The sequence below is a fragment of the Natronoarchaeum sp. GCM10025703 genome, assembly GCF_042661985.1.
Lineage (GTDB): Archaea > Halobacteriota > Halobacteria > Halobacteriales > Natronoarchaeaceae > Natranaeroarchaeum.
In genome coordinates, this window is sequence record NZ_JBHSZF010000001.1 from 851710 (window position 1) to 877226 (window position 25517).

25 protein-coding genes, 1 tRNA gene and 6 pseudogenes are annotated in these 25517 nt (G+C 63.3%); 13 read left to right on the forward strand and 19 right to left on the reverse strand.

Annotated elements, in window-relative coordinates:
- Positions 1–57 precede the first annotated feature (57 nt).
- Positions 58–1287 (reverse strand): glycoside hydrolase family 68 protein, encoded by a 1230-nt coding sequence (locus ACFQH2_RS04780; protein WP_377076494.1) that lies wholly within the window; start codon positions 1285–1287, stop codon positions 58–60.
- A 180-nt stretch (positions 1288–1467) separates the two neighbouring features.
- On the opposite strand from ACFQH2_RS04780, the pseudogene ACFQH2_RS04785 reads away from it, so the two are divergent.
- Both ACFQH2_RS04785 and ACFQH2_RS04790 read left to right on the forward strand, forming a co-directional pair.
- Positions 1468–2537: pseudogene (locus tag ACFQH2_RS04785) on the forward strand (archaeosine biosynthesis radical SAM protein RaSEA).
- Between the two features lie 135 nt (positions 2538–2672).
- On the forward strand, positions 2673–2810 hold the full coding sequence (locus ACFQH2_RS04790) for a hypothetical protein (protein WP_377051460.1): 138 nt from the start codon (positions 2673–2675) through the stop codon (positions 2808–2810).
- Positions 2811–2907: 97 nt separating this feature from the next.
- Here ACFQH2_RS04790 and ACFQH2_RS04795 read toward each other — a convergent pair whose 3' ends face one another.
- Both ACFQH2_RS04795 and ACFQH2_RS04800 read right to left on the reverse strand, forming a co-directional pair.
- The gene (locus ACFQH2_RS04795) at positions 2908–4014 is read right to left on the reverse strand and encodes a PAS domain S-box protein (RefSeq protein ID WP_377076495.1); all 1107 of its coding nucleotides are present in this window, start codon (positions 4012–4014) and stop codon (positions 2908–2910) included.
- Positions 3957–5117 carry a PAS domain S-box protein gene (locus tag ACFQH2_RS04800; RefSeq protein WP_377076496.1) on the reverse strand — a complete coding sequence of 387 codons (1161 nt, stop codon included), beginning with the start codon at positions 5115–5117 and terminating at the stop codon, positions 3957–3959. Before ACFQH2_RS04800 ends, ACFQH2_RS04795 begins: the two co-directional genes overlap by 58 nt.
- Before the next feature lie 228 nt (positions 5118–5345).
- Here ACFQH2_RS04800 and ACFQH2_RS04805 point away from each other — a divergent pair.
- The 3 genes and pseudogenes from ACFQH2_RS04805 to ACFQH2_RS04815 all read left to right on the forward strand — a co-directional run.
- Positions 5346–5680: pseudogene (locus ACFQH2_RS04805) on the forward strand (peptide ABC transporter substrate-binding protein); the annotation flags it as partial.
- Between the two features lie 27 nt (positions 5681–5707).
- Positions 5708–6043, forward strand: a complete 336-nt coding sequence (locus ACFQH2_RS04810; protein ID WP_377076497.1) for a hypothetical protein — start codon at positions 5708–5710, stop codon at positions 6041–6043.
- 40 nt (positions 6044–6083) lie between these two features.
- Entirely contained in the window at positions 6084–6281 is a 198-nt protein-coding gene (locus ACFQH2_RS04815) for a hypothetical protein (protein WP_377051466.1), read from the forward strand.
- A 14-nt stretch (positions 6282–6295) separates the two neighbouring features.
- On the opposite strand, the gene purQ is transcribed toward ACFQH2_RS04815, so the two are convergent.
- Together purQ and purS are read right to left on the reverse strand one after the other, a co-directional pair.
- Complete coding sequence (purQ, locus tag ACFQH2_RS04820) at positions 6296–6976, reverse strand: phosphoribosylformylglycinamidine synthase I (RefSeq protein WP_377051468.1); 681 nt, start codon at positions 6974–6976, stop codon at positions 6296–6298.
- 52 nt (positions 6977–7028) lie between these two features.
- Positions 7029–7279 (reverse strand): annotated as a pseudogene (gene purS, locus ACFQH2_RS04825) (phosphoribosylformylglycinamidine synthase subunit PurS).
- 209 nt (positions 7280–7488) lie between these two features.
- On the opposite strand from purS, the pseudogene ACFQH2_RS04830 reads away from it, so the two are divergent.
- Positions 7489–8471: pseudogene (locus ACFQH2_RS04830) on the forward strand (formyltetrahydrofolate deformylase).
- 18 nt (positions 8472–8489) lie between these two features.
- On the opposite strand, the gene ACFQH2_RS04835 reads toward ACFQH2_RS04830, so the two are convergent.
- The 3 genes from ACFQH2_RS04835 to ACFQH2_RS04845 all read right to left on the reverse strand — a co-directional run bounded on the left by ACFQH2_RS04835 (position 8490) and on the right by ACFQH2_RS04845 (position 11625).
- Positions 8490–8930 (reverse strand): DUF7112 family protein, encoded by a 441-nt coding sequence (locus ACFQH2_RS04835; protein WP_377051474.1) that lies wholly within the window; start codon positions 8928–8930, stop codon positions 8490–8492.
- A 117-nt stretch (positions 8931–9047) separates the two neighbouring features.
- On the reverse strand, positions 9048–9434 hold the full coding sequence (locus tag ACFQH2_RS04840) for a 30S ribosomal protein S6e (RefSeq protein WP_377051476.1): 387 nt from the start codon (positions 9432–9434) through the stop codon (positions 9048–9050).
- A gap of 175 nt (positions 9435–9609) precedes the next feature.
- Positions 9610–11625, reverse strand: coding sequence for a copper-translocating P-type ATPase (locus tag ACFQH2_RS04845; RefSeq protein ID WP_377057000.1), 2016 nt, complete (start codon positions 11623–11625; stop codon positions 9610–9612).
- 229 nt (positions 11626–11854) lie between these two features.
- Between ACFQH2_RS04845 and ACFQH2_RS04850 the strand changes: the two genes are divergently transcribed.
- The 3 genes from ACFQH2_RS04850 to ACFQH2_RS04860 all read left to right on the forward strand — a co-directional run bounded on the left by ACFQH2_RS04850 (position 11855) and on the right by ACFQH2_RS04860 (position 15169).
- The gene (locus ACFQH2_RS04850; RefSeq protein WP_377051478.1) at positions 11855–13147 is read left to right on the forward strand and encodes an MBL fold metallo-hydrolase; all 1293 of its coding nucleotides are present in this window, start codon (positions 11855–11857) and stop codon (positions 13145–13147) included.
- A 143-nt stretch (positions 13148–13290) separates the two neighbouring features.
- Complete coding sequence (locus tag ACFQH2_RS04855; RefSeq protein ID WP_377051480.1) at positions 13291–14244, forward strand: alpha/beta hydrolase; 954 nt, start codon at positions 13291–13293, stop codon at positions 14242–14244.
- A gap of 70 nt (positions 14245–14314) precedes the next feature.
- Positions 14315–15169 (forward strand): aldo/keto reductase, encoded by an 855-nt coding sequence (locus tag ACFQH2_RS04860; protein WP_377051482.1) that lies wholly within the window; start codon positions 14315–14317, stop codon positions 15167–15169.
- A gap of 1 nt (position 15170) precedes the next feature.
- Here the strand turns inward: ACFQH2_RS04860 and ACFQH2_RS04865 are convergent, their stop codons facing one another.
- Positions 15171–15491 (reverse strand): DUF7521 family protein, encoded by a 321-nt coding sequence (locus ACFQH2_RS04865; protein ID WP_377076498.1) that lies wholly within the window; start codon positions 15489–15491, stop codon positions 15171–15173.
- A 3-nt stretch (positions 15492–15494) separates the two neighbouring features.
- Positions 15495–15839 (reverse strand): helix-turn-helix domain-containing protein, encoded by a 345-nt coding sequence (locus ACFQH2_RS04870; protein WP_377051486.1) that lies wholly within the window; start codon positions 15837–15839, stop codon positions 15495–15497.
- A gap of 102 nt (positions 15840–15941) precedes the next feature.
- On the opposite strand from ACFQH2_RS04870, the gene ACFQH2_RS04875 reads away from it, so the two are divergent.
- Both ACFQH2_RS04875 and ACFQH2_RS04880 read left to right on the forward strand, forming a co-directional pair.
- Positions 15942–16325, forward strand: a complete 384-nt coding sequence (locus ACFQH2_RS04875) for a hypothetical protein (RefSeq protein WP_377051488.1) — start codon at positions 15942–15944, stop codon at positions 16323–16325.
- Positions 16326–16375: 50 nt separating this feature from the next.
- Positions 16376–17238: pseudogene (locus tag ACFQH2_RS04880) on the forward strand (aldo/keto reductase).
- On the opposite strand, the pseudogene ACFQH2_RS04885 reads toward ACFQH2_RS04880, so the two are convergent.
- The 9 genes and pseudogenes from ACFQH2_RS04885 to ACFQH2_RS04925 form a co-directional block, all read right to left on the reverse strand.
- Positions 17239–17522: pseudogene (locus ACFQH2_RS04885) on the reverse strand (DUF6360 family protein).
- Between the two features lie 54 nt (positions 17523–17576).
- Positions 17577–18014: a pyridoxamine 5'-phosphate oxidase family protein gene (locus ACFQH2_RS04890; protein WP_377051494.1), complete on the reverse strand. Its 438-nt coding sequence runs from the start codon at positions 18012–18014 to the stop codon at positions 17577–17579.
- 89 nt (positions 18015–18103) lie between these two features.
- Positions 18104–18718 carry a class I SAM-dependent methyltransferase gene (locus ACFQH2_RS04895; RefSeq protein WP_377051496.1) on the reverse strand — a complete coding sequence of 205 codons (615 nt, stop codon included), beginning with the start codon at positions 18716–18718 and terminating at the stop codon, positions 18104–18106.
- A gap of 200 nt (positions 18719–18918) precedes the next feature.
- On the reverse strand, positions 18919–19530 hold the full coding sequence (locus ACFQH2_RS04900) for a hypothetical protein (RefSeq protein WP_377051498.1): 612 nt from the start codon (positions 19528–19530) through the stop codon (positions 18919–18921).
- Positions 19531–19685: 155 nt separating this feature from the next.
- The gene (locus ACFQH2_RS04905) at positions 19686–19850 is read right to left on the reverse strand and encodes a hypothetical protein (RefSeq protein WP_377051500.1); all 165 of its coding nucleotides are present in this window, start codon (positions 19848–19850) and stop codon (positions 19686–19688) included.
- Between the two features lie 208 nt (positions 19851–20058).
- Positions 20059–20448, reverse strand: a complete 390-nt coding sequence (locus tag ACFQH2_RS04910; protein WP_377076499.1) for a hypothetical protein — start codon at positions 20446–20448, stop codon at positions 20059–20061.
- Positions 20449–20516: 68 nt separating this feature from the next.
- The gene (locus tag ACFQH2_RS04915) at positions 20517–21122 is read right to left on the reverse strand and encodes a potassium channel family protein (RefSeq protein WP_377076969.1); all 606 of its coding nucleotides are present in this window, start codon (positions 21120–21122) and stop codon (positions 20517–20519) included.
- A gap of 587 nt (positions 21123–21709) precedes the next feature.
- Positions 21710–21859, reverse strand: coding sequence for a DUF7563 family protein (locus tag ACFQH2_RS04920; protein WP_377051502.1), 150 nt, complete (start codon positions 21857–21859; stop codon positions 21710–21712).
- Between the two features lie 169 nt (positions 21860–22028).
- A tRNA-Pro gene (locus ACFQH2_RS04925) sits at positions 22029–22099 on the reverse strand.
- A 136-nt stretch (positions 22100–22235) separates the two neighbouring features.
- Between ACFQH2_RS04925 and ACFQH2_RS04930 the strand changes: the two genes are divergently transcribed.
- Both ACFQH2_RS04930 and ACFQH2_RS04935 read left to right on the forward strand, forming a co-directional pair.
- Positions 22236–24710: a hypothetical protein gene (locus ACFQH2_RS04930; protein ID WP_377051504.1), complete on the forward strand. Its 2475-nt coding sequence runs from the start codon at positions 22236–22238 to the stop codon at positions 24708–24710.
- Positions 24711–24763: 53 nt separating this feature from the next.
- Positions 24764–25444, forward strand: coding sequence for a type 1 glutamine amidotransferase domain-containing protein (locus ACFQH2_RS04935; protein WP_377051506.1), 681 nt, complete (start codon positions 24764–24766; stop codon positions 25442–25444).
- Positions 25445–25517 lie beyond the last annotated feature (73 nt).

The following is a 25517-nucleotide window of genomic DNA, read 5'->3' on the forward strand; positions in this document are numbered from 1 at the left end:
CGCCGTCGTCGGCCGAGAGCCGGTACTCGGTGAGAAGCCTCGGGAGCGCCTCGCGCTTCAGGGGAGGTGGCCGTGCTCCAGCGCGCCGAGGATTCGCGTCTCCGCCCCGTCGAGTTCGATCCGGAGCGTCGGGGCGAGCGTGCCACCGAAGCGACGCTGCTGTTCGACGGGCGGAAGCCCGGCGACGTCGTCGAGGGAGAGTCCGCGAAGGTCGTAGTAGTTGAAGAAACTGCTGACCAGTAGCTCCTCGCTGTGCGGATAGGCGAGCCACGAGTAGGTCTGGAACGGCGCGCTCGCGGGGTTGGTCGCGACCAGCCCGGAGCCGTTCAACGGCTCGAACTCGCCGCGAAGCGAGTCGGCGACGAACCCGTAGAGGGCGTCGTGTCCCTCCAGTCCGGGGGCGAACGTGTGCTTGTGACTGGAGACGAACAGGTAGTACGAGCCATCGCGGACGATCATGTGTGGGCGTTCGAGTTCCTGATTCGTCGCGACGCTTTCGAGCAACGGTTCCTGGAGTTCCCAGTCGGTCGGATCACCGGTCGTCGAGACGGCGAGGCCGACGCTCCCGTTGAACTCCTCGTGGACGGCATCGCAGTCGTAGGGGTTGTCGCTCTCGGAGACGGGCGTGTTCGCCTCGAAGAGAAGACACGTCTCGCCGGTCGCCGGATCCTCGAAGAACCACGGGTCGCGGAAGGTGTAGATCATGCCGCGGGACTGCTCTTCGCGCTCGTAGAACTCGCCGTCCGGTTCGAGCAGGATCTCGTGGGACCACGGTCCGTCGACGGAGAGGCCGTCGGCATCGGTGGTGACCGCTCCGCCCGCGCCGACCGCGATGCGCTGCTGGTAGCTCAGTTCCGCTTCGTCGCGGTAGCCCGCGGCCGTGTAGTAGACGTAAACGGTGCCATCGTCGTCGTAGAGCGCGGACCCGGCCCACTGCCGGGAGCCGAAGGCATCGCCGTCGAAGACAGGGCCACCGCAGGTCCACGTCTTCCCGTCCTCCGAGTAGAAGTACCGGATCGTCGCCACGTCGTGGCGCTTGCCGGGCAGTAGCTCTTTGGACGCGGACAGCGAGAAGATGACGCGATAGCCGTCGATTTCGGCGATCGAACCGTCACGATTGCGGAGTAGCCACGTATCCCAGATGTGGACGTCGTCGTCGGTCTCCTGCTCGGGTGGGTAGACGATCGGTGCGACCGTCGCGTCCGATCGCTTGATTCCTGCCGCCTGCTCTCGGGTCCAGCAGGGCGTCGACGTCTCCCTGGAACCGCCGATCGTCTCATCTCTCATACACTGATGTGCGCCCGGGGCGGAAAAAACAGTTCCGTTTTTTGACTGCTGGTAACAACGGCCGTTGTAACTTATCACTATTCCTGACAGGCCGTGCTGTCGGAGTCGAACGGTTCGTCGGTGCCCCCGTGACTCGCCAAGCCGAAGCCGATTTACCGCCTGCACCGCTACGATCCCTCAATGAGCAAGCCGAGCCCCGAAGTCTACGAGCAGGGGAAGGGCATGGACGCCCACAACAAGGTGATGCGGGAGATCCGCTCGGAGAAAGACGCGACCTACGACCCACACGAACCGACCCGGGTCTGGATCGACGAGGACAACACGCCCGACGGCGTCTACCAGAGCCTGACGATCATTCTCAACACTGGCGGCTGTCGGTGGGCGCGGGCCGGTGGCTGTACGATGTGTGGCTACGTCGCCGAGAGCGTCGAGGGGGCAGTGTGAGCCACGACGCGCTGATGGACCAGATCGACGTCTGCCTCGATCACGAGGCGAGCGAGGCCGAGGAGAAGTCGGGACTGATCAAGATCTACACGAGCGGATCGTTCCTCGACGAGCGCGAGGTCCCGGCGGAGACGCGCCAGGGCATCGCCGAGACCTTTGCGGATCGGGACCGGATCGTCGTCGAGAGCCTGCCCGACTTCGTCGAGCGCGAGAAGATCGAAGATTTCACCGAACAGGGTCTGAAGACGGATATCGCAGTCGGTCTCGAAACGGGAACCGACCGAGTGCGCCGGGACTGCGTGAACAAGTACTTCGAGTTCGAGCAGTTCATCGAGGCCAGCGAGATGGCCGAGGCGGCGGGCGCGGGCATCAAAGCATATCTGCTGATGAAGCCGCCGTTCCTCTCGGAGTCCGAAGCCATCGAGGACATGATCCGATCGGTCGAGAAGTGCGCCGAGTACGCCCACACCGTCTCGATGAACCCGTGTAACGTCCAGCGCTACACCATGGTCGACGAACTCCACTTCCGCGGCGGCTACCGGCCGCCGTGGCTCTGGAGCGTCGCACACGTCCTCGAAGAGACGGCCGACGCCGACGCAATCGTCGTCTCGGACCCGGTCGGCCACGGGAGCGACCGCGGCCCGCACAACTGCGGGGACTGCGACGACCGTGTCCAGCGCGCTATCAAGGACTTCGACCTCCGGCAGGACCCGAGCGTCTTCGAGCAGGTGACCTGTGACTGTGAGCGAACCTGGGACGCCGTCGTCGAGCGGGAGACGCTGTACAACGGTCCGCTCACGCGGTAGGGCATCGAGTATCCGGTGACTACGGCCACCCAAACGGTCACTGCTGGAGAGTACGCTCCTCGTTCGATCAGGTATGCGGCGTGTACTGAATACCCCCGATAATGGAGTGTGAAACGTGCTACGAGGGGGAGCGCAATGACCGAATCGGAGTCAGACCTGGAGAACGGCGAGCCAGAGATGGTGTATCACCCGGACGGCGAACTCGAACTCCGCGACGGCACCGAGACTGATCGCTGGATCACGACCGACTCGCCAGCAGAGGTCCGCCAGTAGCGACTGCTCGCGCCATCGCTACTGAACAGTACCAGTTTTCGGTACAGCTACTGGGCTTCGAGTTCCTCGTCCGCCAGCGCCCGCGGGACAGCGATGATCACGCGGGTGCCGTCGACGCCGTCCGTCTCGAACGAGAGGGTACCCCCGACTGCGTGACGACCCAGTTCACGAGCCACAGCCCAAGCCCGCTCGCATGGCGTAACTGCGTGATCTCTCTGTCATCATCGAGGAGTTCCCATTCCGCCCTCGGGATGCCGGGACCGTCGTCCTCGATAGTAACTGTCACGTACTGGTCGTCCGTCGAGACGTCCACAGAGACGCTTGCTACTCCCTCGTTGTGGACGATGGCGTTGTCGAGAACGTGACGGATCGCCGTCCGGAGCATGTCGTCCGCTCTCGCGTGCGCGCTGTCGGGTATCGATAGCGACAGCTCCACACTGTCGTGTTTCCCTTCGATAGAGCCGGCCGTTGTTTGCACCGTTTCGACGACGTCGACCGAACCCAGTTGTCCCTCGTCCCGTTCGAGCGTCTGTTCCACAGCACGGGTCTTTTCGGCGAGCGAGATCAGTTCGTCGGCGCGTCGCTGGATCGTCTTCGCGTACTCGTGGCCGTCGCCGTCGGCTGACTCCAGCATCTCGGCACAGCCTTTGACGATATTCATTCCGTTGCGCAGGTCGTGTCGGAGTACTCGATTCAGCACCTCGACACGCTGTCGCTGTCGTTTCTGATCGGTTATGTCCGTGTAGACGCCGTAGGTGATCGGACTGTCTTCGCCCAGATCGACGGGGACGACTGTCAGGCGGAACTTCCGCCGACCGCTCGCAGTCTGGCGTTCGACTTCGGTTTCGACGAGTTGGCCCTGCCGTCCGCGTTCGTTGAGTTCGGCCGCCCGCTCGACACTCTCTGGCGGGACGACGAACGCGTCGAGGGACTCCCCGCGAAGTTGGTCGATGTCGTAGCCGAACGTTCGCTCGAAGGCGGGGTTGGCTTTGAGAACGATGGGAACGTCGCCCTCGTATCGGACGCTCACGACCGGATCGGGAACGTTCTCGAAGAGGGCGGCGAAGCGGTCCCGCTCGTCCACGAGCCTCGCCTCGACGTCGATCCGCTCGACGGCATTGGCGACGTGCGCGAAGAGCAGTTCCGCTATCTCCGCGTCGTCGTATTTGAACGCGTCGGGGGTGGTCGTCCCTGCCTGAAACACGCCGCTGTCGCCGACCGGAACGCTGAGCAGGGATCGAATCGCGGTCTGCTGTGCCGGTCGGCGGCGCTCGTGGAGGTCGTCGACGATGAACGTCTTGTCCCCCGAACCGTTCGCTCGTGGATCTGCTCGTCCAGAGCGTCCGCGGGATACTCCTCACCGTCGATTGTAGCCGCTGGGGCGTGCCAGCGGGTCTCACTGTCGTCGGTGGTCTGCAGACAGCAGACGTCCACTTCTAGCACGTCGAGGACGGCGTCGAGCGCGATGTCGTCGATCGTCTCGGCGGTCCGGGTGTTCTCTAACTGCGTGGCGGCCCTGTGGACGCTTTCGACGTTTCGTTTCCGCTCGCGGAGTTCCTCCTCCATGCGCTTTTGTTCGCTGATGTCACGGACCGACCCGACAGTTCCGTTAAAGCGTTTTTCTCCGGGGAGCAGCGACATGATCACCTCGCAGGGGATCCGCTCGCCGTCGCTCTGGATCAGTTCGACCTCGTAGCTCTGCACGTCGGGGCCGTCCTCGTCGAGCATCTGCTGGATGAGCTTTCGTCCTCGCTCGATATCCTCGTCGGACATGAGCCGCGAGACGTGCGAGCCGAGCAGTTCCTCGCGGGAGTAACCCGTCATCGAGGCGATGGCCTCGTTCAACATCGTGTAGCAGCCGTCAGTGTCGAGCGAGTAGACCCCGTCGCCGACAGTCTCGACGATCAGGTCGCGCCGTTCGAGTTCCCGCTTCCGCTCGCCGGTGCCCAGTTCCGGTGCTGCGTCGACGGCGGCCCGGACACGCTCGACGAGTTCGGTGTCTATCTCTTCCGGACTCACGTAACCGTCGACGCCGGCGTTGAGTGCGGCGGCCAGGTCGATATCGTCGTCCGGGGCACAGAGCACGAAAGGGCGCGGACAACTCGCCTCGAATGGGGGCTGCCAGTTGCCACTGTCCGTGTCCGCCGTACTGACTATGCAGTCGATCCGTGTCGACGCGAGCAGCGAACGGAGATTCGACCCGTCGTCGGTGACGACCGCGAGTGCGGACGTCTCTAGAGCGTGTTCGATCCTGTCTCGGACGGCCTCCGGCCGTCCGACGACCATGGCCGTGGTTTTATCTGACATGTGACAGCTCTCGGTCTGGCTTGAGCAATGCCCGCCACTGTCTTTAATGTTTGACCGACCTGTCGGTGTCGCCTGCCAGTAAATGATTTTCGACTGACTGGTACGTACCTTATTTTATCTGCTGCTACCAATCTAACCAGCAAGTATATTTCTCAAATAATAGATTTCTGTTATAACTCACTACTACCTGATAATTAGCCATCTATTATCAATCTCGGATACAGAAATATGCCACACGGTATTGGTCGTCTCGACCGGCGTGCGTTTCTGAAATCCGGGGTAGCAGCAGGGACACTCCCGAGTGTCGCGGGCTGTCTGGCCGAGGACCCCGAGGAAGAGGTGGAGTTCGTTGTTACACTCTCGCAGTTCCCCGACACCATCGATCCGCTCGATCACATTACGGGGGACTACTTCGACGTGTACGACCACATCTACGAGCCGTTGTTCGACTTCGAGCTCGGCGAAGGGATCTTCGCACGGGTCGTCGAGGACTGGGAGGCCCAGGGAGACGGGACGACGTGGTGTTCTACAACGGCGACGACCTGACCGCCGACGACGTCGCCATCGAGTAAGCGGAGTTCCGGGCGGTGATGAACGTCCGCGAGCGGATCGAGGCCGAAGGGAGTGAAGCGAATCGCGAGCGACACCGTCAGGAGTTCTTCGACCGTCTCGCGGACCGACTGCTCGACGTCTCACTGTCCGAACCCCACCGCTCGCGCGTCGAGCAGGCGTTTACCCACCTCGCCGACGAGGAGTGGGACGCGGCCGAGACACTGCTCCGGGAGCACTACGAGAGCGTCTGCGAGACGACCACGCCACAGCTACAGGACGAGCACCATCCCGCAGCCTGTCACCTCTACGGGGGGCGACACCGGACAGCGATTAATATGCTGGCGGGAGAGTGTTTTAGGAATGTATGGATATAAGGACAGAACGCTTATACGGTATTGAACATATATCGTATATATGAGCGTACGGGAACACGATTCGGAACCGGAGACGAATATTCCAGAAGAAATCGGTAGCACTTCGGTAGAATTCCTGCACGATAACACAGTTGATCCGAACGAACTGACGCTTTTCAGCCCCGGTGCGGAACGCATCACAACCGAGTGGATCACGGCGGACGTGTGTACCGCGGTCGCCCTCGACGACGCACGGTGAACTGGCCCGCTCTGTTACGTACTCGAAAAGCCCTGTAGAACGCCCTGTCCGTCGGTCGCCCCGACGTCAGGCAGCGTCGCGCGCTCGGGATGGGGCATCAACACGGCGACGTGGTCGTCCTCGCCGAGGATGCCGGCGACGTTGTCTTTCGAACCGTTCGGGTTCGCCGCCGCGGTCACGTTGCCATCTTCGTCGCAGTACCGGAAGAGCACGCGGTCGGTCTCGCGCAGGTTGTCGAGGCGGTCGTCGGTGATCTCGAAGCGACCCTCGCCGTGGGCGATGGGAATCTCGATCACGTCACCCTCCTCGTAGGCCTCGGTCCACGGCGTGTCGGCGTTCTCGACGCGCAGATAGACGTGTTCGCACTGGAACCGCGCGCTCTCGTTGGTGGTGAACGCGCCGGCGGTGAGGCTCGACTCGGAGCCGATCTGTGCGCCGTTGCAGACGCCAAGGACGGGTGTGCCCTCGTCGGCGGCCGCCCGGACGTCGTCCATGATCGGCGAGCGAGCGGCCATCGCTCCCGCTCGCAGGTAGTCGCCGTACGAGAAGCCGCCGGGGAGAACGATGCCCTCCGTCTCCTCGGGCAGGCCGTCCTCGTGCCAGACGATTTCGGCGTCGACGTCGAGATGATCGAGCGCCCGGATGGCGTCCCGGTCGCAGTTCGAGCCGCCGAATCTGATCACTGAGACAGTCACAACGACCACCTTCGAGTGGGAGAGACGGGCTCGGTGATAGGGACTGAGACCGTCATCGTTCGTCGACGCCGACGTCGTAGTCGTGGATCGTCGGGTTGGCGAGCAGTCGCTCAGCCATCTCCTCGGCACGCTCCCGGGCCTCCTCCGAGGAGTCGGCATCGAGGTCGATCTCGAACCGGTCCGCCGAGCGGAGTTCGGCAGCTCGAAGCCGAGGCGTTCGAGCGCCTGTTTGGTCGTTTCCGCTTCTGGATCGAGCACGCCCTGCTTGAGCCGCACCGTGACCGTGGCGGTGTAGGCAGTCATCGGCTGTACGTGGACGTCCGTGCGCAAAAACACTTGTGACTTGCCGTGCGTATCCACGAACGTGGATACTTTCGGCCGATCGCTAGCTGGGAACGACGCCCCTGCGAACGCGTCTCTGGCACGGGAAATCGGCGAAAACAAGCCTTTTTACCGCCGCCGCTCAGGATTCGACTGATGGAAGCAACTGATCCCGCCCGGAGGTGGTCGCGTTGACGAACGATCTGACAGAGATCACGGTGATCGGAGACGACGCCACCGGACTCATCGCGCAGTTCACCACGCTGATGTTCGAGCGCGGGATCAACATCGAGGATCTGGATCAGGCCGTCCGCGACGGACTGTTCCGTATGACGATGACCGTCGACACCGAGGAGATGGTCTGTACGGAGCAAAAGCTCCGCCACGACCTGCAGGAACTCGCCGACGAACTGAGGTCGACGTCCAGGCACGGTTCCCCGCCGACCGGGAGACTCAACAGATCGCCGTCCTCGTCACCAAGGAATCGCACTGTCTCGAAGCGCTGTTCGAGGCCTGGGCCAACGATACGCTCGGCGCTGACATCTCCGTCGTCATCGGCAACCACGACGACCTTCAGCCGGTGGCCGAGCAGTATGGCGTCCCCTTTTTCGACATCGGCGACGAGAAAGGGACCCCCGACGAGGCGGAACTGCTCGACCTGCTCGGGGAGTACGACGCCGACCTGATCGTACTGGCGCGGTATATGCGCATTCTCAGTCCGAACGTCGTCTTCCGGTACGAGGATCGGATCATCAACATCCACCCGAGCCTGCTCCCCTCGTTCCCCGGCGCTCGTGCGTACGAACAGGCGATACAGGAGGGCGTCCGGATCGCCGGCGTCACCGGCCATTACGTCACGACGGATCTCGATCAGGGCCCGATCATCACCCAGCGAGCGTTCGACGTGCCCGACGACGCCATCCGCGAGGATCTGAGAGAGCGTGGTCAGCCTCTCGAAGCCGACGCCCTGCTCGAAGCGGTTCGGCTCCACCTGAACAACGACGTCTCGGTCCACCGCGGCCGGACGAGTCTGCGCGAAAAAGCGGAGGACTACCAACTCGGTCTCACCGAGGAAGCCCGCAAAGCCAACCCCGACCGGCCCGTCGATGGACTGGGCGAGGCCATCGCGGGGAAGTCGACCTCCGACGTCGAAAGCGAATCGGCGGACGACTAGCGATTATCTCCGGGACGGCTACCCGTTCTCTTCGAGCCGTTTTGCGATCGACGCCAGACTGTCGTCCGGCGATTCGCTCGCGTCGTAGAACACTCGGTCGCCGGGTTCCCGAATCCCGTATTTGAACTCCGGTTCGATCTCGTCGACCAGCACGGAGCCGCCGAGTTCCAGAGCCGCGGCGTCGATCCACTCCACGAGCCGGTTCGGTGCGGAGCCGGGGTCGCGGGCGAACGAGGGATCGTCGTAGATACCGGGGATCCGGAGGCCGCTTGCGGAGTCGGTGATCCGGGCGTGGCGCTCGTCACCGTTGAGGACGACGCGAACGACCTCGCCTTCGGGGTATTCGACGCCCGACTCGGCGGGCAGTTCGATCGCCGCCCGGGAGGTTCCACCCCGGCGCACCAGGGTCGCTCTGACGGTCGTGATCGAGTCGTGATCGGAGGGAAGACGGTCGGCCATCGGTGATCACTCGGTCGGCATCACTGATAAACTCCCTGTCGGTGACCGTCGGTTGAGCAATGAACTGCAGAGCGCGGCGGCTACGGGGTCGACAGGGCGTCGAGAGAGGAGAAGAGCCTACTCTTCGTCGGTGAGCAGTTCGTCGACGTCGCCGTCGCCGTGCTCGCTGATCTTGGCGTTGATCTGTGCGACCGCATCGCTGACCTCGCTACCGCGAACGGTGACGCGCCGTCGCTCGCCCTGGCGCGACGGTTCGTAGCCCGTGCCGCCCGTGAGGAGCACTTCGCGAAGGTTCGGACCGGAGACGTCCGCTCGCATCGGTCGGCCCGCGTCGTCGGAGCCACCGGTGAGTTCGAGTTCGAAGCCGTCGAGGCCGACTGCACCGCCGTCGACGGTTTCGCCGAGGGATTTGCCGAGGAACCGGTTGGCGTCCTGTTCGTCTACTTCACGCTGATACGTCGTACCCGTCTCGGGGTCGGCGACGACGACCTGAAAGTTTGCCATACCCGGAATCAATCGGCGGTGACTCAAAAGCGTATTGAAACGGTGTTCTGCCCGCGATGCCTTGCCGAGGGTGGTTCGCCGCATCCGGAGCGCTCTCCGGTACTGGCGGTGCCCACGCTTCGGTATGTCCCGGACGCTCTCGCCGCCCGACCACAAAGGCGAGGAAGTCTGCCCGTCAGTCGGCCGGTCGTGCCTCTCCCGACGCGGATACGCCCGGCAAACTCGGGAGTTCCAGATCGGTGCGACGGAGGAACTGGGCGTTGATCGCGACGATCACCGTCGAGAGCGACATCAGGAGCGCGCCGACCGCGGGTGAAAGCAAGATCCCGACGGGAGCCAGGACGCCCGCTGCGAGCGGGAGCGCGACCACGTTGTAGCCGGCCGCCCAGACGAGATTCTCCTGCATCTTCCGGTAGCTTGCGCGGGACAGTGTCACGAGGCGGGCGACGTCCATCGGGTTGTTCTGGACCAGAACGATGTCCGCCGACTGGACCGCGACGTCCGTCCCGGAGCCGATGGCAATCCCGACGTCCGCACGCGTCAGCGCGGGCGCATCGTTGACGCCGTCGCCGACCATCGCCACGAGAGTGTCTCCCTCCTGGAGTTCGGTAATCGTCTCGTCCTTGTCCTCCGGCAACACCTCGGCGAACACCGTGTCGATCCCCAGTTCCTCGGCGACGGCGTGGGCGACGTCCTCGGAGTCCCCGGTCAGCATCGCGACTTCGATACCGAGTTCGTGAAGCGCGTCGACGACCTGATAGCTCTCCTCACGGACGACGTCGGCGAGCGCGAATGCGGCGACTGGAGCCTCGTCCCGGAGGAGATAGACTACCGTCTGGGCCTTCGCTCCGGCCTGGTCCGCGAAGACAGTCAGTTCCTCGGGGACGTCGGTATCGAGATGCGACAGCAGGTTCGGCCCGCCGACGTGCACGGTCTCGCCGTCGACGCTCGCACGCACTCCGCGACCCTTGAGCGCCTCGAACTCCGTGGCGCTGGGGGTGTCAAGACTCCGATCGGTCGCGGCCTCGCGAATCGCCTGTGCGATCATGTGCTCCGAATCGCCTTCCACGGCCGCAGCGAGTGCCAGCGCCTCGTCCCGGTCGATGTCCGCAACAGTCGTCGCGTCGACGACGCCCTGCTCACCCTTCGTGAGCGTCCCGGTCTTGTCGAAGACGACCGTATCTAGCTCTCGTGCCCGCTCCATCGCGACCCGATCGCGAATCAACATGCCGTTTTCGGCGGCCAGCGACGTGTTGATCGCGACGACGAGCGGGATGGCAAGCCCGAGCGCGTGCGGACAGGCGATCACGAGGACTGTCACGACCCGTTCGACGACCGTGGCGCCGAACGAGACGGCGACGGTCCATGCGATGCCCGTCACGACTGCCACCGCCAGAGCGACGTAGAACAGCCAGCCTGCCGCGCGGTCGGCGAGTTGTTGTGTTCGGGACTCGCTCTCCTGGGCCTGCTCGACGAGGCGCATGATGCCGGCAAGCGTCGTGTCGTCGCCGGTAGCGTCGATCCGTACCCGGAGACTGCCGTCCCTGTTTATAGTACCGCCGATCACTTCCTCGCCTGGCTCCTTCGGTACGGGTTTGGATTCGCCGGTGATCATCGACTCGTTGACGGTCGAGTCGCCTTCCTCGACGACGCCGTCAGCGGGAACGTTCGCCCCCGGTCGGACGAGCACGAGGTCGCCTTCTTCCAGTTCGCTCACTGGGATCTCTTCGATATCCCTGTCATCGGTGACGCGCTCGGCGGTGTCGGGAAGCAGTTTCGCTAACTCGTCGAGGGCGCTAGACGCCCTGCGGATCGACCGCATCTCGATCCAGTGGCCCAGCAGCATGATATCGATCAGTGTCACGAGTTCCCAGAAGAACGTCGATGTCGTCGGGACGATCACGCTCGCGAGACTGTAAACGAACGCGACGGTGATGGCCATCGAGATGAGCGTCATCATCCCCGGTGCTCGGTCCCTGAGTTCCGGGGCCGCCATCCGGAGGAAGGGGACCCCACCGTACGCGAAGACGACGACCGAAAATACCGGCGTGATCCACTCGCTGCCGGGGAACGCGGGGACCGAGAAGCCGAGCCATTCCTGGAGCGTCTCGCTGTACAGGAGGACCGGAATCGAGAGCAGCGTCGAGACGAAAAAGCGTCGGCGGAACATCTGTTCGTGTCCTTCGTGCATACCGCCGCTACCGTGGCCAGTCCCCCGATCCGACGGTTCTCCGGACGCGTTTCTGTGCTCGTCCATGCGCTATCTCCGAGTGAGCCTACGATTTCCGAGAGGAAAATATCCGGCCCGTCGGGTGCCCCCGGATCGCCGAACGAGCGCACAGAGCGATTGGGGGTCGATAGCTCTCCCTCTACTGACCCGATCGACGGGGTCAAACGGCCAGAACGGTTAGCCGTCGACGATGGAAGTTCGATTTCTCGGCGGCGCGGGCGAAGTCGGCCGGAGCGCCCTGCTCGTCGACGACTCCCTGCTTCTCGATTTCGGCATGCTCACCGAGACCCCGCCGCAGTTTCCGGTCGAGACGCCGACGCCCGACGCGGTGGTCGTCTCCCACGGTCATCTCGATCACGTCGGGACGCTCCCGGCACTGCTGTCGGGCACTGAGCGCCCGCCGATCCACTGGACGCCGCCCACGCGGGAACTGGCGCTCACGCTCGCACGTGATACGCTGAAACTGCACGGCGGCACCCTCCAGTGCCCGTTCACCGAGACCGACGTCCAGCGCATGACGCAGGTGTCGGAAACCCACGGCTACCGGGACCCGTTCGAGGCCGCCGGCTACGAAATCACGTTCTACAACGCCGGACACATTCCGGGGAGTGCCCACGTCCTGATCGACGACGGGGACACCCGACTGCTGTACACGGGCGACTTTCACACCGGCAACAGCCAGGGTGCGGACGCCGCCTCGGGCCGCACGAACGGGGGCGTCTCCCCAGTGAACGGCCAGCGTCTGGTATCGGAGACTACCGCTCGGCCCGACGCCGACGCCGTAATCTGTGAAAGCACCTACTCCGACGCCGAGCACGAGAACCGATCCGTCGTCGAGGAGCGGTTCACCGAGAGCGTCGAGACGACTCTCTGGGAGGGCGGCACCGTCGTCGTCCCCGCGTTCGCCATCGGTCGCACTCAGGAGATGCTGCTGATCTGTGAGGCCCACGATATCCCCTGTTACGTCGACGGGATGGGCAAGGAGGTGACGCGAATGCTGTTGCGCCATCCCGAGTTCGTCCGGGATGCCGACGCGCTCCGACGGGCGAAATCCCACGCACGGTTCGTCACGGGTCGGGACGGCCAGCGAAAACGGATCACCGACCAGAAGGCGGCGATCATCACCACCAGCGGGATGCTCTCTGGCGGCCCTGCCATGACCTACATCCCCGAGATCCGGTCGAATCCGATGAACAAGATCACGATGACCGGCTATCAGGTCAAGGGGACGCCCGGCCGAGACCTGCTGGACACCGGCAGCGCCGAAATCGACGGCCGGATCATGCCGGTCAGTGCCCGGGTCGAGCAGTACGACTTCTCCGCACACGCCGACCGCGATGGCTTGCTCGGGTTCCTCGACGAGTACCGTGACGTACCGGTACTCATCAACCATGGCGACCGCTGTGACGCCTTCGCCGAGGAACTGCAGGGTGATGGAATCGAGGCGCATGCGCCGGACCTCGACGCGACGGTTGACCTCTGAGCGGCGGAATCGAGGCGCATGCGCCGGACCTCGACGCGACGGTTGACCTCTGAGCGGCGGAATCGAGGCGCACGCGCCGGACCTCGGCGAGACAGTCGAACTCTGAGCGCCGGACTTTTCTCCCGACCGGACCCAGAACCTCTATGGAAGCTGACGAGATCGACCCTGAGGTCCAGCGGATCCTCTCCCGGCGCGAGCGTATCGAGCCATTGCTCTTCCCGCGGCGCTCCGTGCGCTGGATGCGCCTCGTGATGCGCGGGCTGAACTGGCTTCAGAACAGGAACCCGCCGGCGGTCGGCGCGACGACCGACCGGACCATCGACGGCCCCGGCGGCGACCTGCCGATCCGAATCTACGAACCGGATGCCGAAGGGCCGTTTCCAACGCTGGTGTTCTTCCACGGCGGCGGCCACGTCATCGGGAATCTGGAGAGCCACGACGTGCTCTGTCGCCATCTGACCCGGGAGACTGGCTGTGTGGTTGTGGCGGTCGACTACCGCCTCGCACCCGAGCACCCGTTCCCGGCGAACGTCGAGGACGCCTACTGTGCGACGGAGTGGGCGGCCGACAACGAGGCGCTCCTGAACTCGAACGGCCAGTTGGGAGTTATTGGCGACAGCGCCGGTGGCGCGCTCGCGGCCGTCACGTCGCTGATGGCGGCCGAGCGCGATGGGCCCGAAATAGATTATCAGGTGCTCATCTATCCCGGCATCAACGTCCGGGACGAACAGGAGTCGGTCCAGGAGCATGCCGGAATCGTCCTCGAGAAAGCGGATCTGGAGTGGTTCTGGGAGTGTTACTTCGGCAGTGACATCAACTTTCGGAACCCCTACGCGAACCCGACCATGGCCTGTGACGTCTCGGACGTCCCGCCGGCGACGGTGATCACGGCCGGCTTCGACCCCCTGCGAGACGGCGCGAAGGTCTACGTCGAACAGCTCGTCGACGACGGCGTGTCGGTCCGGTATCGCAACTACGAGTCGATGGTTCACGGCTTCATCACGATGCTATCAGGGGCCGAAAAAGTCGATCGCGCCCACGAAGCGATTGCGGGGATCGCCGACGACCTGGACGACGCCTTCGGCGATTCGGCCTGAGTGCTCTGCCCGTCTCGAACAGTCCGCCGATACCAGCAGCCATACCTGCCGGGACGCCGAACCGCCTGTCATGGTCGACAATCAGAGCGACACGTTCGCGATCGGCGGCGAGGACACGGTGCATCGGCTCGGCTACGGTGCGATGCGGATCACTGGCGAGGATATAATCGGCGAACCCGACGACGTCGAGAACGCACACGAAGTGCTCCGCCACGCCGTCGATCTGGGTGTCGACTTTATCGACACTGCGGATTCGTACGGCCCCGGCGTCAGCGAACGCCTGATCCGCGAGGCGCTCCTCTCGGATCCGGAGTACCGTGACGAGGTGCTCGTCGCGACGAAGGGCGGCCTGCTCCGCCAGCCGGACGGGCAGTGGCTTCCGCGTGGCGATCCGGAGTACCTCCGGAACGCCCTCCTGTGTTCGATCGATCGGCTCGGCGTCGATCAGATCGACCTGTACCAGCACCACCGCCCGGATCCCGAGACGCCCTTCGAGGACTCGATTTCGACGCTCGCAGAGCTACAGGACGATGGTTACATCAACCACGTCGGCGTCAGCAACGTGACCGTCGAACAGCTAGATCAGGCCCGCGAACTCGTCGACGTCGCGACGGTCCAGAACCAGTACAACATCACCAACCGGGAGGACGAGGCCGTCCTGCAGGCGTGTGAGAACTACGACATCGGATTCATTCCGTGGTTCCCGCTCGCGGCCGGCGACCTCGGCGAGAAGGCCGACGTCATCGAGTCCGTCGCGGCCGAACAGGACGCCTCGCGCTATGGGATCGCGCTGGCGTGGCTGCTCGAACACTCCGACGTGACCCTGCCGATTCCGGGCACCTCCTCGATCGAGCATCTCGAAGCGAACGTCGCCGCCTCGGCGATCGAACTCACGACCGAGCAGTACGCCCGCCTGTCCGAGTAGCTCACGGTTGCATCCGGAGTGCGTAGAGGATCAACAGCAGGCCACCCAGCTGACTGCTCATCTGGACGACATACAGCGCCGGGGCGAGGCCCTCGGGCAGCAGGATGGCGAACGGATACAGCCCGAACGGGACGCCGAGCGAGAGACCGAAGCCCGCGGCGACGTACAGCATCGGTCGGCTGTCGTTGCGCCGAAAGCCGCGGTAGGCAACGTAGGCGATCAGCACGCCGATCAGGCCGCTCAGTAGGTTCGCCACCTGCCCGAAGGCGAGGAGCCAGTCGGGAATCTGTGGTTCCTGAATGACCTGGAGGGGGCTATCCACATCTCACATCCCCTCCACGAGTCTGGTAAACCGATCGGCCATGTCTTCCCGGCGGTCGATCTGCAGTCGGAGCGAGTCCTCCTCGACCTCGACGACGATCCGATCGAGATTCGTCGAGTAGACGGTGTGGTGATGCCCGGCCGAGGGATCGGGTCGTGTCGTCTCGACGAGCAGATCGCACTGCCTGAGATCGTCGAGCCGGCGATACACGGTCGGTTTCGACGCCTCACAGCGCTCGGAGAGATCTGATGCGGACATGGGTTGGCTGCTGGTTTCGGTGAGGATCCGTCTCGCCGTCTCGTCTTCGAGCAGGGCGGCGATGGCTTCGAGATCCGACTCCTCACTCACGATACGAACACTGACAGCCAGCGCTAATAAATCGGTTTCGGGTACTTCAGTTCGTGAAGTCGTGCTCGGGGTAGTATGATACTCCCGGTCCAAGCCGTTTGTATGTCAGTTCGCACCCACGAGGCAACGACGAACGACGAACAGCACCGACTGCTCGAACGATCGTCGACCCTGCTGTCGGTCGGCGTGCTGGCGGCGATGCTCGCCGCGAGCGCACTCGCATACGCGTCACTACCGGAGGCGATGACGATCCAGTGGCGGATGGGACTCGACGGCACCGTCACCACCCGAACGGTCGGTCGAACGCTTGGCGTGACGGCGCTGCCCGCAATCGCGGCGACGACCTGGCTGGCGATCCGGGCAGTGGGCCAGTACTTCCGCTCGCGAGACGACCTGATCGGCGTGCTCTGCTCGGTGTCCGCCGCCGCGACGGTCGTGCTCGTCGGATTCACCCACCTCCTCGTCCTCGGCCTCAACCTCGTTTGAGGCGCGCCGATATCATAAACGACTATCGGGCGGCGGCCTAATCAACCGCCATGACGGTTCACAACGAGAGCGACACGTTCGATATCGGTGGCGATCTGACTGTCCACCGTCTCGGCTTCGGCGCGATGCGGCTCACCGGCGAGCATATCACCGGCGAACCGGCCGACGTCGAGAACGCGCGTGACGTCCTCCGTCGGGCGGTCGACCTCGGCGTCGACTTCGTCGACACCGCCGACTCCTACGGCCCCTCGGTCAGCGAGCGACTTATCGGCGAGACGCTCATGTCCGATCCCGAGTACCGCGAGCAGGTCGTCGTCGCGACGAAAGGCGGGCTGATCCGGCAGGTCGACGAGGGGTTCGAGTGGGCGCGCCACGGCCACCCGGGCTATCTCCAGCACGCGGCATACACGAGTCGTGATCGGCTCCGTGTGGATCAGATCGACCTCTACCAGCTCCACCGGATCGACCCCGACGTGCCGATGGAAGACCAGATTCACGCGCTCGCCGAACTCAAGGACGACGGCGTCATCGGCCATATCGGCCTGAGCAACGTGAGCGTCGAACAGCAGAACAGGCCCGCGAACTCGTCGACGTCGTGACGGTCCAGAACCAGTACAACGTCGCCAACCGGGAGAACACGGACGTCCTGGACGCGTGCGAGAACTACGGCATCGGCTTCATGCCGTACTCGCCGATGGGCGGCGGTGATCTCGGCGAGTACGCCGACGTGCTCGACGATATCGCGGCGGCGCACGGGGCGTCGCGCTACCAGATTGCGCTCGCGTGGCTGCTCGAACGCTCGGACGTGTTGCTCCCGATTCCGGGCACCTCATCGGTCGAGCATCTGGAAGCGAACGTCGCCGCCTCGATGATCGACCTGCGCGATGAGGAGATGGCGCGACTGGCCGAGTAGCTACTCGCTGCCTGCCGCGTCGACCTTGTCTGCGTGTTTTTCCAGATCGCTCGCCAGTGCTCTCGCTTCCTCGGGCGACAGGTGGACTTCCTCCATGTGGGCCGGGAGGTGCTCTTCGGACATGTTGTCCAGTTCTGCTGGAGTTTCACCTCGTCGGGGTTCTTTCGCGGGGAGGTCGCGTTCAGGACGGCAAACGAGTCCGCCTCGAACTCGTGGCCTCGCACCGTCGCGTCGATCAGATCGAAGGTCGTGTACGCGTTGACTTTCATCAGCCGGTCCGGCATGTGCGACAGATAGCGACCGACACACTTAGCTTCGCGGTCCTGCGGATCGCCGCGTCACCCCTCGATCATTCCCTTCATGCTCGTGATGTTGATCCGGACGGTGTGGAACTCGATATCGTCGACCGGTCGCTTGAAGATTCGGACGTAGGGAATGTCGAGTTTCTCGTCGTGTTCTTCGAGCGCGGTATCGAGGTTGCTGTCCGTTGTCTCTTCGAGGGTGCCCTCGATTACGACGCTTTTCCAACCATCGTCAGTGTCCTCGTAGACGACCAGCGAGGCGTGATCGGTGGCGTCGCCATACCGTCGCTTCTGGCTCCCGGGCGCGTAGCCCAACCGGAGGTAAACGCACTGCTCGTCGTCGCTGAAAAAGTACGAGACCGGGATAGCGTATGCGTCCGAGTCCTTCGCGAGCGCGAGGACGCCGGTCTGTTGGTCTTGCAGGAACTCTTCGATTTCGATGGAGTCCATTGCTGTGCCGGTCTGTCCAGACATAGATTATTTTTAGTGATATATATACTTCAAACTGGGGGTGGGCCCCGTTGTGATTGACTGTCGCCGACGAACACGACGGTGACTCTGGGCTACTCTTCAGGCAGTCGACCGACGACCGCGTAAAACGGGTCGGTTCCCGGCTGGTCGACGATCCGCTCTGTCTCTGCAAATCCACCAGCAGCAAAATACTCCTCGACGAGCGCCGCCCGTTCATCCATCGACCGCGTCTGCCACGCACGAATCGCCTTTGTTGGGAACATCCGGTTGGTGAAACTCACTACAGCAGTCCCGTCCGCAGCCAGAATGCGTGCGAACTCGCTGAATATCTCACCAGGATACTGCAGATACTGCACCGATAACGCACAGCAGACGACGTCGAAGGAGTCGTCTTCGAGCGGGAGTGTCTGGTTCGAATTGAAATCCTGGCGGAAGTACTCGTCCAGTTGCTCGTTTGCTTCGAGTTCAGCCTCGTTGAGTCCATGCCCCACCACACGCTCCACCGGAACCTCCGGGAGGAACGATACCCAACTGCTCATCGCATCGAAGACACGGTCCCCCGGCGTTAGTACGGATTCGTACAACTCCGTCAGCCGTTCAGTGAAAGCATCATCAGCGTGGGTGACGAACCGGGAAGACTCGTAGAATCCGTCGTCATCGCTGCTATCGATTTTCTGGCGGTCATCGTCCGATAATACTCTCGACACAGTACTCCTGCTAGTGGCTGAGCGATAAAATACTCAGTGCCTGTTGTCCCGAGCGGTTCTGCTGAACGCCTCTGCGTTCGATACTTCTGCGAATGCAACGGCTGGCCAGTAAGAACAGGTACCGGCCCCAGAACGGGCAGCAGACCCGGCAGTGTTTTCGAGAGCCCTGTTGAATGGATGGCTCTTACTGCGCAGACGCCTCACCCCTCACTGGTGGTGCCCTCTCCGGGGATGAACTGTGCTGCCACCCAGCCGATTCCGGTGGCGATGCAGGCGGGGACCACAACGAAGACCAGCAGTACGACGAAGAGTCCGCCGCGTTCCCCGATACCGCCGTCGACACTCACGGCCGGACTGAGTGCGATCACTGGAACCAGCAACAGAACGATAGCAACGGCGTAGCCGGTTCTCGAAACCGCACCCTGGACCGTTCGGCGACGGACGAGATTGGCAGTAGCACCCAACCAGGCGACAAATCCAAAGAGAAGTGCCCACCCGCTGTTAGTTGCGATCAACAGGACGATGGTTCCCACAGCGCCGACGATAATTCCACCCACAATACCCACCAAGACGGTGAGGGTATTATCGAGAACTCCGTCCGGATCCAACCGCTGTTCGGATTCTTCAGTAGCGGTCCGCTCCTGTGAGTCCGCTGACGCGGCGTCGGAAGCGTCCCACGCCCCGTCTTCGTCCGCGTCGGCGGCATCGAGTTCCTCGGTGAGATCCGCCGAACAGTGCATACAGTAGGTGGCTGTCTGCCCGATTTTGCCCCCGCACTCGGGGCACTGCGGGTCGTCGGCGGCCCTGGTCATACATTGACCCCCGTTCTGAGCCAACATATAAGTGACTTATCAGCTGTTCAGTATGATGAATCGCTGTTCCTGCGGAATCGTCCGGGGCGGATGGATGGGGTATTGGTTGATCTACCGAATCAGGAGACAAAGGCCGAGACGGCACGAGCCGTGCTCTACGCGGTAGGCGTCAAGTCGGCCGTCTCTAACGGGTCGGTTGGGGCGGCCCAGACGCTGCTATTGAAGTCGATGCCGCCGTTCCATTTTGCGATGACCGTCGTGACCGCGAGGTCGCCGGTGATGTTGGTCATCGTCCACATCCGGTCGAGGACCGAGTCCACCCGCTACTCGACTGCGACTGGGACCGGTGGAACGATCTGCAGACGGTTCCCGACCACTATCGTGTAACGTATTCGCCGGGAACTCAGCAGCGGGAGCGCCGAAAAGTCGGGTAGTTCTGAACCAAAGCAACGGCTCTGTTGTAACCCTCAGAGACTAATGGAAATCGCCCGCTGAATACAGAGCCTCAGTTGATCACAGTGCCACTCATCATAGCTCACCGGCGGACCGTATACTGAACTCACTCACCTCGGAACGCCGAAATAACGGCATCTGAGGCGTCAGGATCGGCTGCGATAATGTATCGTTCGCCGGCCTCCAGTCGCGTTTCGGAGGTGGCGGATCGGTCTCCCCGGCTCCAGAAATCACGAGACTCCCCTCCGGAAGGTCAACATCCTTGAGAAGTTGGCCTGCTATTGGTGACTCGGAGGCGACGCGGATATCGAACACTTCCATCTCACCGGTGATATCCTCGAATGTTCGCACATCACTCCCGCTGAGTGCGTTCACTGCAGTTTTGATACTTGCACGCTCCGGGAACACGACCTCGTCGACGAGTTGTTCGTACTCGTCGCCGTCGGCATCGGTGATACGCGCCACCGTTCGGATATCCGGTTCGAACGTCCTCGCAGCGAGGCAGACCGCGAGATTAGCTGTAATTGAGGGCGCTAAGCCCCCTTCCTCAGCGAGCGGCGAAGCCGCGAGCAGGGAGGGATACAGCGCCCGCACGAGTTACTTGCCCTTTCCCCGCCACGCTTACTACCCCTGCGGTCGAACGAGGTAGTAAGATGCTCACCACGCTTCTGGCGTTGTTCAAACGCGACAAAAAGCGTGCAACGTCGGTTGTGGCCGAGTGTCGATTCGGTAGGAGTGGGACACTCCGAACCGCCCCTGAAGGGAAATCGTCTGCGGAGTCTGGAATCCCTGTGCCCACGTTGGGTATAAATTCCGACACAGAAACAGGAAGCCCTGCCCTCAACAAGCGAGGGGCGAGTAGCCCCGAGCGCGGTAGGGCAGGGTAGTTCACTGCTATCGCTGTCTGTTAGCGCGCCGATAACGGTCGTATCGTCCGTGAGAGCATTCGATAGGACGGACGGCTTTGTCGCGTCACCTACCACAACCTCGATGTCGTCCGAGTCCTGCTCGTTTGCACGGTCCGGGTCTCGCTCGATAATTGTCACTTGGTGTCCACGTTGTCTGAAGAACTGTGCTACTCGAAATCCGACCCGTCCGCCGCCAGCGACTAGGATATGACTATTGGTAACTATACACACCAACTTCGACGGCGTACACTAAAGCCCGTTGTTTGGGAGACTGTACTTCGACTGTCGTCGCGCTCGGTGTTTACACTCTGAGTTATGGATCAGCGCGTGCGCTCGCTTGAGTGCGCGCACTGGTGCGTCAACAATCCCCCTCGACGGCGACTCTCTCCGCTCTCTCGTCTCCTCGGCATCTTCGGTTTCGCTCGCTGTCCGGTCCGTGGTTCGCTGTCGTGCTCGGTCGGGGTGGCACATCACACCTCAAAATATGGATGAATAATAATACTGGGTTCTCCGGTGCCGGTTTCGAGGGGTTCAACCGAACTAACGATGCGGGATAACCACCGTTTCCAGTGGATCAACTGGAACACGGAGAACCCAGCGGCGCGTGGCACTTCTCTCCGCCAGTGCTCTCAGGCATACGCCCTAAGAGGTATGTCCTGCTTGGCAGGAACTCCCCTCCGGGGATCTCGCCTCGACCACCCGGATCACGACGTCGCCACTCCCCAGAACTAAAGTCAACTATATACAACTACGTGAAAACTGCAACTCCACTTGAACTGGAGGGGTTACACAATGGCTTGCCGCCCGGCTGTCGGCCCCTAGCGAGTGAGCCGCCGCATGGTGTCACAGCCCCGGCAGCGATGAACGACGTGGTCGTTGTCGCCGTAGACGCGCTTGAAGTCTGCCGAAACGTGGGCGCCACAGTTCTGGCAGGCGGGGGACTCGTCGCTCTCCGTGACGAGTTTCAACACGCCGACCACCCCCTCGTTCCGCGGCTGTTCGGGCGGTCTATAGCGCCATTTTTCGCGTCATCCGAGTACCGGCAAGTTTCTACACTTACCAGTAAAGTAATGATGGCGATTTCGAGCGTCTTACATACCTGAGAACGCCGACAATGACGTTCTTCAGAATAAGAAGTGGGACCGCCGAGAATTGAACTCGGGTCCTACGGACCCCATCCGCAGAGGATACCACTACCCCACGGTCCCAGTGCATTCGGATAGAGGAGAGTTCAAGTTTTAAGGGCTTCGTTTCGATTCGACCGCGGGACACAATGCCGATAGCGTGCGCCGCGACACTTACCAGCACAACACCCATAACGCCCCCTGAGAACGTCGGGGACGAATGACTATCGGACTCGATATCGGCGAGCGCTTCACCATCGTCGCGCACGACGACGCCGAATCATCGGCCGAGCGGACGAATTTCGTTGCACTGCCGGCCGAAGAGATGGTGCTCGATATGCTGTCGAGCGGGAGCGTCGAGTACGTCGAGCAGGGCGACTCGGTGTACGCGGTGGGCGACGCCGCCACCGACTTCGCGGGAATGTTCGACGCGCCGGTCCAGTCGCTACTGCGCGGCGGCGTCCTCACCGGCGAGCGCGATGCCGACGCCACGCTGGTCGAACTGCTAATCGCGCAGGTCGCCGGAGACGGCGCGGCGGATGAGCGGGCGACCTACGCCATCCCCGCAGAGCCAGTCGACGAGGACGTCGCGACGCTCTATCACCGGCGCACCATCGACGAGTGCCTCGCCGCGCTGGGCTACGATCCCGATCCAGTCACGCGGGGGCGTGCCGCCGGCTACGCCGGGTTCGGCACCGATGCGCCGTCAGGGCTGGTACTGGTGCTGGGGACCGGCACGAGCGAGGTCTGCTTGCTCGACGACGGGGAACCGCTCGCGGGCTTCGGCCTCAGTCGCGGCGGGAGCTGGATCGACCGGCAGGTCGCCGATGCGACCGATCAGGAACCGAGTGTGGTCGCCGACGAGCGCGAGGGGTACGACCTCACCGGCGGGGACGGCGACGTACTCGGAATGTACTACGAGAACTACCTCTCGTACGTCGTCGACCGCGCCGCCGAGCGTCTCACGACTGCCCTCGACGGTGCGTCGGTCCCGGTCGTCGTCGCCGGCCCGGCCGCCCGATCGGACGGCATCGACGCGACGCTCGAGTCCCTGCTCGCTGATGCCGCGATCCCGTTCGATATCGACACCGTTTGCGTCCTCGACAATCCGGTGACGGCGGTCGCCCGCGGTGCCGTACTCGCTCCCGACGCCGCGGCCGAGCAGTCGGTCGAATCGGCGGTAGCCGAGGCGGAGGCGGGAGCGGCCGCCGGCGCGAGGAAACCGACGGCCGATACCGACGGATCGTCGACTCCCGCGGCGACCGCTGACTCCGGGGCTACTGCCGGTGTGTCTGCTCAGGGGGACGATGTCACCACGTCGGACGATATCGCTCGAACTGTCGACCGATTGGACGATAGCCTCAACGAACTCCGCGACCGGATCGAGACACGGGCCGAGGCCGCGGCGACTGCGGACCTGCGCGAGTCAGTCGAGACGCTCGACGCCCGGTTCGACGAGATCCGGGACGAGCGGATCCCGGCGCTTTCGGCGGGCATCGACACGGTAGCGGACGATTTTGACGGCGTACGGAGCCGCCTCGCCGACCTGGACGAGCGACTGGACGCGGTCGATACCCGACTCGACGACACAGACAAGGAACTGGCGGCGGCCGTCACGAGTATCGAGGATGCGCTTGCGGCACTCCGCGATGACCTCGACGACGTCGAGACCGCCGCTGACTCGCCGGACGACGAACTACTCTCCCGCCTCGCGGCCGTCGAATCGACTGTCGACGAGCGCGCTGGACTGGAGTCGCAGGTCGACTCCCTCCGTGAGACGCTCGACACTGTGGACGCGGCGGCCGACAGTGCCCTCGAACGAGTCGACGAGGTCGAGCAGCGACTCGCCGACGCCGCGACGAAGATCGACCGGACCGCAGAGCGAACCGGGGAACTGGAGACGCGGTTCGAGGACGTTGTAGCAGATGCCGACACGGCCCTGGCCCGTACCGACGGGATCGAGGCGCGGTTCGACGGAGTCGAGGAACAGGCAGCGACTGCGGTAGACCGCACCGACCGACTCGAAGACCGGATCGAGGCGGTCGAGGGAACGGCCGAACGGACCGACAGCCTCGAAGCCAGGGTCGCCAAGGTCGATTCGGCGGTAACGGCCGTCGAACGGTCGCTCGCCGACCGTGCGGCCAATGTCGACGAGAGCCTCGACACGCTGGACGAACGGGTCGCAACGACAAGCGGCACGACGAATACCCTCGAATCGCGTGTCGACGACATCGATGCCAGTGTGGCGGCCACCGACGAGCGCATCGGGCGTATCGAATCCTCGACGGCGGAGACCGACGAGCGCGTCGATACCCTCGAAGGGACGGTTAGAGGACTTGAGGACCGGATCGTTGAGGTGGAGAACCAACTCGAACGGATCGACGAACTCGAAAGCGCCCTCGACCGGACCGACGACCGGATCGACGAACTCGCGGAACTGCGATCCGACGTCACTGCCCTCGAATCGCGCGTCGAAGCGCTCGCCGATGCCGACGACGGGCCGAGCGAGGCCGAACTCCGCGAGATTGCAGTCGACGCGGCGACCGAGCGCGTCCTCGCGCCGACCGCAGGCGTCGTCGGTCTGGTCGCCCTGCTCGCAGGGGGTGTGGTAGCCGCTCTGGGTACGACTGTCCCCGGCGTCGCGGTAGCACTGGTCGGCGTCGCCTGTCTGGCGGTCTACCTCCTCCTCGGGTAACGGTAGCATCCGGTGGCACGGGGTTTATCTCTCTGTTCGTGCTAGTCCCGATGATGACATCCGCACTGTTCGTCGTCAGTCAGGAAGGGTACTGGGGAGAGGAATGTGTCGACCCACTGCAGTTGCTCTCCGACCGTGGCGTCGATATTGAGGTGGCTACGCCGAGCGGCGATAAACCCGTTATCGACGAACGGTCGGTCAATCCCGAAAACGTCGGTGAGGAGACCGCGGAACGCGTAATGGAGTGTCACAACAACGATCCGCGTCTGGCGGATCCGGAACCGCTCGCGACAGTGTCGGCGGACGACTACGACGCAGTCGTCTTCCCCGGCGGCCACGGCACCGTCTGGGACGTCAATCAGGACCGTGACGCCCGCAGACTGCTCCGTAACGCCGTCGAGGGTGACGAGGGACGGGCGCTCGTCGTCTGTCACGCTGTCGCTATCCTCGCGTTCACCAGAGATAGCGACGGCGAGATGCTGGTCGAGGGGCGAAACGTGACCGGGTTCCCCAACGAGTGGGAGGAGGGTATCGTCGACGAGAACGACTGTATGCCGGACGGTAGAAAGCTTTCGTACTGGGTCGAGGACGAAGTTCTGGCGGCCGGTGCTCACTGGGACGCCGAACTCGACGCGGAGACGAGCGTTACCGTCGATGGCGACCTCATCACTGGGCGCGGGCCGGAATCGTCCAACGCGGCCGGTGAGCGACTCGCCGATACGCTCGGTGTCTGAGCAGGGTCAGAGTTTGTAGGTGGCACAGTCGCCCGAACCACACGTCGGACAGGCTCTCTCGGAGACGTCGAGC

Bases quoted from the DNA above. Each gene is read 5' to 3' on its own strand.
- ACFQH2_RS04860 (WP_377051482.1), top strand. From the start codon at position 14,315: ATGGTCGACAATCAGAGCGACACGTTCGCGATCGGCGGCGAGGACACG.
- ACFQH2_RS04800 (WP_377076496.1), bottom strand. From the start codon at position 5,117: ATGTCAGATAAAACCACGGCCATGGTCGTCGGACGGCCGGAGGCCGTC.
- ACFQH2_RS04810 (WP_377076497.1), top strand. From the start codon at position 5,708: ATGAACGTCCGCGAGCGGATCGAGGCCGAAGGGAGTGAAGCGAATCGC.
- ACFQH2_RS04890 (WP_377051494.1), bottom strand. From the start codon at position 18,014: ATGTCTGGACAGACCGGCACAGCAATGGACTCCATCGAAATCGAAGAG.
- ACFQH2_RS04855 (WP_377051480.1), top strand. From the start codon at position 13,291: ATGGAAGCTGACGAGATCGACCCTGAGGTCCAGCGGATCCTCTCCCGG.
- ACFQH2_RS04815 (WP_377051466.1), top strand. From the start codon at position 6,084: ATGAGCGTACGGGAACACGATTCGGAACCGGAGACGAATATTCCAGAA.
- ACFQH2_RS04845 (WP_377057000.1), bottom strand. From the start codon at position 11,625: ATGCACGAAGGACACGAACAGATGTTCCGCCGACGCTTTTTCGTCTCG.
- ACFQH2_RS04875 (WP_377051488.1), top strand. From the start codon at position 15,942: ATGTCAGTTCGCACCCACGAGGCAACGACGAACGACGAACAGCACCGA.
- ACFQH2_RS04790 (WP_377051460.1), top strand. From the start codon at position 2,673: ATGACCGAATCGGAGTCAGACCTGGAGAACGGCGAGCCAGAGATGGTG.
- ACFQH2_RS04780 (WP_377076494.1), bottom strand. From the start codon at position 1,287: ATGAGAGATGAGACGATCGGCGGTTCCAGGGAGACGTCGACGCCCTGC.
- ACFQH2_RS04850 (WP_377051478.1), top strand. From the start codon at position 11,855: ATGGAAGTTCGATTTCTCGGCGGCGCGGGCGAAGTCGGCCGGAGCGCC.
- ACFQH2_RS04840 (WP_377051476.1), bottom strand. From the start codon at position 9,434: ATGGCAAACTTTCAGGTCGTCGTCGCCGACCCCGAGACGGGTACGACG.
- ACFQH2_RS04935 (WP_377051506.1), top strand. From the start codon at position 24,764: ATGACATCCGCACTGTTCGTCGTCAGTCAGGAAGGGTACTGGGGAGAG.
- ACFQH2_RS04835 (WP_377051474.1), bottom strand. From the start codon at position 8,930: ATGGCCGACCGTCTTCCCTCCGATCACGACTCGATCACGACCGTCAGA.
- ACFQH2_RS04900 (WP_377051498.1), bottom strand. From the start codon at position 19,530: ATGACCAGGGCCGCCGACGACCCGCAGTGCCCCGAGTGCGGGGGCAAA.
- ACFQH2_RS04930 (WP_377051504.1), top strand. From the start codon at position 22,236: ATGACTATCGGACTCGATATCGGCGAGCGCTTCACCATCGTCGCGCAC.